The sequence below is a fragment of the Corallococcus sicarius genome, from assembly GCF_003611735.1.
Taxonomy (GTDB): Bacteria; Myxococcota; Myxococcia; order Myxococcales; family Myxococcaceae; genus Corallococcus; species Corallococcus sicarius.
The window spans coordinates 1-6301 of the sequence record NZ_RAWG01000437.1 but is presented as its reverse complement, the minus strand read 5'-3'; the positions used below and the strand labels follow the sequence as shown (position 1 = coordinate 6301).

6 protein-coding genes are annotated in these 6301 nt (G+C 71.6%); 5 read left to right on the top strand and 1 reads right to left on the bottom strand.

Annotated elements, in window-relative coordinates; genetic code table 11:
* Positions 1-540: SGNH/GDSL hydrolase family protein (locus tag D7X12_RS38010; protein ID WP_147443925.1), on the top strand; the 540-nt coding region annotated here is incomplete at its 5' end.
* A 15-nt stretch (positions 541-555) separates the two neighbouring features.
* Here D7X12_RS38010 and D7X12_RS38005 read toward each other — a convergent pair.
* A complete protein-coding gene (locus D7X12_RS38005; RefSeq protein WP_120630065.1) occupies positions 556-2481 on the bottom strand; it encodes a GGDEF domain-containing protein in 1926 nt (641 codons plus the stop codon).
* Positions 2482-2667: 186 nt separating this feature from the next.
* Here D7X12_RS38005 and pgeF point away from each other — a divergent pair, with 186 nt between their 5' ends.
* From pgeF to D7X12_RS37985, 4 genes are all read left to right on the top strand, one after another.
* Complete coding sequence (pgeF, locus tag D7X12_RS38000; RefSeq protein WP_120630064.1) at positions 2668-3444, top strand: peptidoglycan editing factor PgeF; 777 nt, start codon at positions 2668-2670, stop codon at positions 3442-3444.
* Positions 3445-3535: 91 nt separating this feature from the next.
* Complete coding sequence (locus D7X12_RS37995; protein ID WP_439329416.1) at positions 3536-4387, top strand: tetratricopeptide repeat protein; 852 nt, start codon at positions 3536-3538, stop codon at positions 4385-4387.
* 27 nt (positions 4388-4414) lie between these two features.
* Positions 4415-5641 carry a LysM peptidoglycan-binding domain-containing protein gene (locus D7X12_RS37990; RefSeq protein WP_120630062.1) on the top strand — a complete coding sequence of 409 codons (1227 nt, stop codon included), beginning with the start codon at positions 4415-4417 and terminating at the stop codon, positions 5639-5641.
* A 167-nt stretch (positions 5642-5808) separates the two neighbouring features.
* Positions 5809-6301: DNA-processing protein DprA (locus D7X12_RS37985; protein WP_208719548.1), on the top strand; the 493-nt coding region annotated here is incomplete at its 3' end.

Genomic DNA, 6301 nt, shown 5'->3' with positions numbered 1-6301 from the left:
TCGCAGGGCGGGGGCTACCCCGAACGGCTCGCCTCACGCCTCCGGCAGGGCGGCCTCCCCGTGGGCCACACCAACCTGGGGCAGAGTGGGGCGCGCATCCGCGACGTCGTCAACCACGCCCTCAAGCGCGTCGTCGCGTTGCAGCCCACGCTCATCACCCTGGGCGTGGGCACCAACGACCTCTGGCGCGGCACCGACGTGGCGGAGTTCCAGGACGACCTGGACCGCATCGCCCGCCGCCTGAAGCAGACCGGCGCGTCCATGGTGGTGGTGAACCTGGCGGACATGGCGCTCGCGCCGGTGGCGAAGCTGGTGCCGAGCGCGCTGTACGAAGGGCGCATCGAGCTCTTCAACGACGCCATCGCCACGGTGGCCCGCTCACACGGGCTGCACCTCGTGGACCTCTTCACCGCCAGCCGCGAGATGATCCCCCGGCGGCCGGACTTCTTCTGCGGGGACGGCTTCCACCCGTCCGCCGCGGGCTATGACGAGTGGGCGGACCTGATGCTGCCCGGGGTCCGCACGCTCACCCAGCGCTGAGCACCCGCTGCGGCCTCAGGCCTTGGCGATGCCCGACGACGCCGGAGGTGAAGTGGGCGCGTCCGTGGGGGGCGCGGCGATGCTGCGCTCGCGGCCGGGGTGCATCTCCATGCCGGCCTCGAACGCCGTCACCCGGTTGCGACCCGTGCGCTTGCTGCAATAGAGCGCCGAGTCCGCGCAGTCGACGAGCCCCTCCTGCGTGTTCGCGTCCGTGGGGTAGTGCGAGACGCCGATGGACACGGTGACGTGCCCGCCGGGCAGGCCCGGCCGGTTGAGCATGACGGCCTCCGCCACCGCGCGGCGCAGCGTCTCCGCGACCTCGAAGGCGGTCGCCTTGGAGACCTGGGGCAAGAGGAGCACGAACTCCTCGCCGCCATAGCGCCCCACGGTGTCCACCTTGCGCGCGCGGGTGCGCAGCACGTCGGAGACACGGCGCAGCGTCTCGTCGCCGGCCCGGTGTCCGGCCAGGTCGTTGAGCCGCTTGAAGTGGTCCACGTCCACCATCAGGAGCGCCATCGGCACGCCGAAGCGCTGGGCCCGCGCCAGCTCCAGGTCCAGCCGCTGGAAGAGGTGACGGCGGTTGGGCACGCCCGTGAGCGCGTCCGTCAACGTGAGCTTCACCGTCTCCGCGTGCAGCCGCGCGTTCGTCACCGCCGTGGCGGCCTGATCCGCCACCGCCGTGAACAGCTCGATCTCCTCTCCGGAGAACGACGCCGTCTCCTTGCGCTGGAAGTTGATCACCCCCAGCAGCGTCTCCGCGTGCACCATGGGCACCGCGAGCAGCGAGCCTTCCTCCGTGCTGCCACCCAGGCCGCGCCGGGCGAAGATGCTGGTGCCGTCGGCGAGGTCCGGCAGGTACACGGCCTTGCGCGACTGGGCGGCCCGGCCGCACGCGCCCTCGCCCACGGCGAAGGTGTGCCCCTCCAGGCCCTGGCCCTGGGGCCACGCGTGCTTCACCTCCAGCAGGCCCTCCTCGTTGAGGAGCATGATGGTGAAGTCGGGGATGTGCAGCCGCTCCACCACCAGGCGGGTGATGCGCGCGAGCAGCTCGTCCAGCTCCAGCGTGGTGTTGAGCGAGCGCGCCACGTCGAACAGCAGCGACAGCTCCCGCAGGCGCTCCTCCAACTCGTCCTTGAGCGCCAGCTTCTCCTTCACCAGCTCCAGGTCGCGGTGCGTGTCGATCTCCTCCACCTTCATGGAGGTGAGCCGCGCGAGCATCTGGTTGAAGGCCGCGCCCAGCCGCGAAATCTCATCCGTGCCCCGGGCGTCCGCGCGCACCAGCAGGTCGCCGGACTCCGCGCGCCCCATGGCCTCGCTCAACCGCTTGAGCGGACGCGTGAGCACGAAGCGCAGGCTCAGCCACGTGACGAGCGCCAGGATGCCGACGAAGAGCACCATCGCCCCCAGCGCGTCCCGGAACACCGCCTGCAACTGACGGTGCATCGCGGGCTCGCCCAGGCGCACCTGCAACACGCCCATCCGCTGCGCGGAGTCACTGGCGTGGCAGCCGGAGCACTCCGGGCCGCCCAGGGGACGCACCACCTCCGTGCCGTGCTCGCTGGAGCGCGCCGTCTCCGGCCCCGTCGCCGACAGCCGCTCGGCCTCCGGATGCGGATGGCCCTGCTCGGCCGGGCGCCGGCTCCACCGGATGCGCCCGTTCGGCATCAGCACCCGCAGGTCCTCCACGGAGCGGAACAACCGCGTGTCCGACGCCAGCACCTCCGCCACCGCCGCGTGCGGCGCGGCGCCCGGCGCCTGGGGCTGGGTGAAGGTGGACGCCACGAACTCCGCCAGCGCCAGCGCTTCCAGGTGCGTGCCCTCGTGAACCGCCTGCCGCGTCTCACGCGAGAAGTGACCCACGCCCAGCAACGCCACCACCAGCCCTGGCAGGCCAATGCTCCAGAGGAGCTTCCTGCCAATCGTCTCGGAACCCAGGGCCATGATCGGGCGCAGTCTGCTCCGGACCACGCGTCCTGTCCGCGTGTCGGAGTGTTTAGAAATTGTCAGCGGCGTGACACAACCTGTCAAACGTACTCACGCCGAAATATTGAAACAGGGCTGCTGTTCCACCGTGAGTTCCCGTTTTCACCGGCTGCGCCCGTGGCCCGTTGAAGTCAGAGTCACCCCATGTCCACGCCTACGTCCACATCCACGCCCGAATTCCTCACGTCCGCGCTGCTGCCGGTGCCGCATGGCTTCGCCACCCGGACGGGGGGCGTGTCCGAGGGGCCGTACGCGTCGCTGAACCTGGGGTTCTCCGTGGGCGACGAGCGCTCGCGCGTGGAGGAGAACCACCGGCGGCTGGCGCAGGCGGCGGGCGCGAAGCTGGGAGCGCTGTGCCGGGTGTCCCAGGTGCATGGCGACCGGGTGCTGGAAGCGCGCGGCGAAGCGGACGACGCGCTGCGCCCGACGCTGGGCGAGGCGGACGGGCTGTGGACGGAAGGGGAGGGCAGCTGGGTGGCGGTGGGCACCGCGGACTGCGTGCCGGTGCTGCTGGTGGATCCGCAGGGGCGCCGGGTGGCGGCGGTGCATTCGGGCTGGAAGGGCACGGACCTGGAGATCAGCGCCCGCGCGGTGGAGGCGCTGGGGGCGCGCGGGTCGCGGCCGGAGCGACTGCTCGCGGCGGTGGGGCCCTGCATCCAGGCGTGCTGCTACGAGGTGTCGCCGGAACTGGGTGACCGCTTCCGCGCCCGCTTCGGCCCGGACGTGGTGCGCGAAGGCGTCAAGCCGCACCTGGACCTGCCCCGCGCGGTGAAGGCCTCGCTGGTGAAGGCGGGCCTCAAGCCGGAGCATGTGGACGTGCTACAGGCTTGTACGGCATGTGAGCGTGAGCGGTTCTTCTCGCACCGCCGGGACGCGGGGCTCACCGGCCGGCATCTCAATTTCGTGCTACACCGCTTCTAGCGTCCCTCTGCAAGCCCGGCCGTTTTCTTGACGGTCTCCGACCGGCCTTCCTATCCTCGACGCGGAATCCCCTCCGTCCAGGCTCGTGCCGGTGCGCCCCTTTCTCTTCCGCCTGTTTGCCGCCGTGGCGCTGTGCGCGCCGACCGCCTGCGCCACCACCGCCGCCTCCCAGGCGGAAGTGGTGAAGCTGGAAGCCGAGGTGCGCACGCTGCGTGCCTCCCAGGCGACGCTGGCGGAGCGCCTGGCGCGGCTGGAGAACCGCGACGCCGTGTCCCGCGCCCGGAATGTCACCGCCCCGGCCGCCTCGGCGGCCTCCACTTCGGGCGCGCTGATCGCGAAGCCGGACGAGGACGCGGGCAACGAGGCGCTGGGACTGGCCCCGGCGGAGCTCGCGGTGGTGCGGCTCAAGCCCAAGAAGGAACCCGCCCCGCGCATCGCCACGGTGGTGCCGGTGGTGGAGCCGGATCCGGACCAGATGGAGATGTTCATCAGCCCGGCGGAGGGCTCGTCGGGCGCGGCGTCCCAGTCCCAGGCCCGCTCGGACGGGGTGCCGGACAAGGACCCCGCGATCCTCGAAGCCGAGTACGAGCACGCCGTGTCGCTGCTGCGCACGGGCAACACGGAAGGGGGCGTGGATCAGCTGACGCGCTTCGCGGAAGCGAACCCCCGTCACCCGCGCGCGGACAACGCGCTGTACTTCACCGGTCTGGGGCAGATGGGCCTCCAGGATCCGGCCAGCGCCGCGAAGACGTTCGAACGGCTCATCAAGACCTACCCCGCCGGGGATGCCATCCTGGACGGCATGCTCCGGCTCGCGGAGTGCCGGGTGCGGCTGAATCAGGCCGTGGATGCCCGGGCCCTCTATACTCGCGTCGTCACCCAGTTCCCGGGGACGGCCGCCGCCACGCAGGCGGAGCAGCGGCTCGCCGCGCTCTCGCCGTAAGCCCTTTTCGTGAAAGGACGTCGTCCGATGCGCTCCCGGATCCTCGCCTCCCTGCTCGTGCCCCTCGCCGTCGCCCCGGCGTGGACGGCCCATGCCCAGCAGCAGGACGCGCAAGAGGAGGAACCGCAGCAGGTCAGTCCGGAGACGGAAGGGCAGGACATCTCCGACGACGCCGCGGAACGGCCCACCTCCGTCCAGCTCCCGCCCGGCGCCCCCCAGGGCCGCGAGAGCGCCCCCGGCCAGGTGCACACCGTGGAGGGCGGCGACACGCTGTGGGACTTGTCCCAGCGCTACCTGGGCAGCCCCTGGTACTGGCCCAAGGTCTGGTCCTACAACCCGCAGATCGCCAACCCGCACTGGATCTACCCGGGCAACAACGTGAAGTTCTTCCCGGGGGGCGAAGAGGTGCCCTCGCGCGTGGAGGCCGGGGATCTTCCCTCGGACGACGTGCAGGCGCCCCAGGACGTGAGCGGCGGCAGCCTGGTGTCGGTGGTGGGGAAGATCGGCTACGACCCGTCCAGCTCGCGGCCCGTGACGACCAAGGGCTTCGTGACGGCGAAGGAGCTGGACGAGGCGGGCCGCATCGAAGGCTCCACCTCCGAGGCGCTGATGCTGTCGGCCCCGGAGAAGGTCTACCTGCGCTTCAAGAAGCGCGGGGCCGCCAAGGTGGGGGACCGCTACGTCATCTTCCACACCGTGGAGCCGGTGAAGCACCCGGTGACGGGCGCCCGCGCCGGGTTCCTCACGGAGCTGCTGGGCACGGTGCAGGTCGTCGCCATCAACAACGACATCGTCACCGCGCGCATCACGGAGACGTGGGACCCCATCGAGCGCGGCAACTACGTGGGCCCGTCCAGCGAGCGGCTGTCGGAGCGCGTCTCCCCCAAGCCCAACGCCAAGGAGATCCCCGGCTACGTGCTGACGCCGATGACGCCCGGCCAGACGCTGCTGGGTGAGCACCACTTCATCGTCGTGGACCGCGGCACCGCGGACGGCGTCCAGGTGGGCAACGTCTTCACCATCGAGCGCAAGGGCGACCCCAGCCTCGATGTGCTCGGCCGCAGCGACGTCCGCATGGGCGACGCGGGCAAGAGCAAGCAGGGCGCCTACCCGTGGGAGGGCGTCGCGCAGTGCATGGTCACCGAGGTGCGCGAGCGGACCTCCAACTGCATCCTGACCCGGTCCCTGGTGGAGGTCTCCGCCGGCGACCGCGCCACCATGCGCAAGGACGGAGCCCCCACCGCCAGCCGCTAACCGCTAACCGCCAGCCGCCAACCCGCGGCTCGGAAGCGGCAGGAAAGCTGCATTCCAGCCCGCCGCGGAAGGGCGGGCCGCTTGACCACCGATGTTGCGGTGTTATGTGTCACGCCCCTCCCGGGCCCACCTCCTCTATATAGGTGGGAAACAGGCGGGGGACGGGTATGGCAGACACCGACACGGGCACACTCACGGCAGAACACCGCGCCTGCCTGGCGCTCTGGGCCGTCCCTGGCCTGGGGCCCCGGACGTTGGCGGCCGTGCGGGTGTTCGCCAGAGGGGACCTGTCCCGCCTCGCGTCCACCCCCGTGCGGGACTGGGTGTCCGACGTCCCGGTGCCGCCCGCCGTCCGGCAGCGGCTCGCGACCGTCGCATCCCTGGACGAACTGGCCTCGCAGGTGGACTCCGCCTGCGCCGTGGCGGGCATCCGGGTGGCCTTCGCGGGCACGCCGGAGCATCCCGCCCGGTTGGTGGGCCTGGAGGACGCGCCCCCGCTCCTGTTCTACCGGGGAGAGCCTGGACCGCCCCGGCGGCGGCTGGCGATGGTGGGCAGCCGCCACCCCGACCAGGGCTTCCTGCCGTTCGCGCGCACGTTTGCCCGGAAGGTGGCCGAAGCGGGCGTGGACGTGCTGCGCACGGTGAGCCAGACGTCGCACC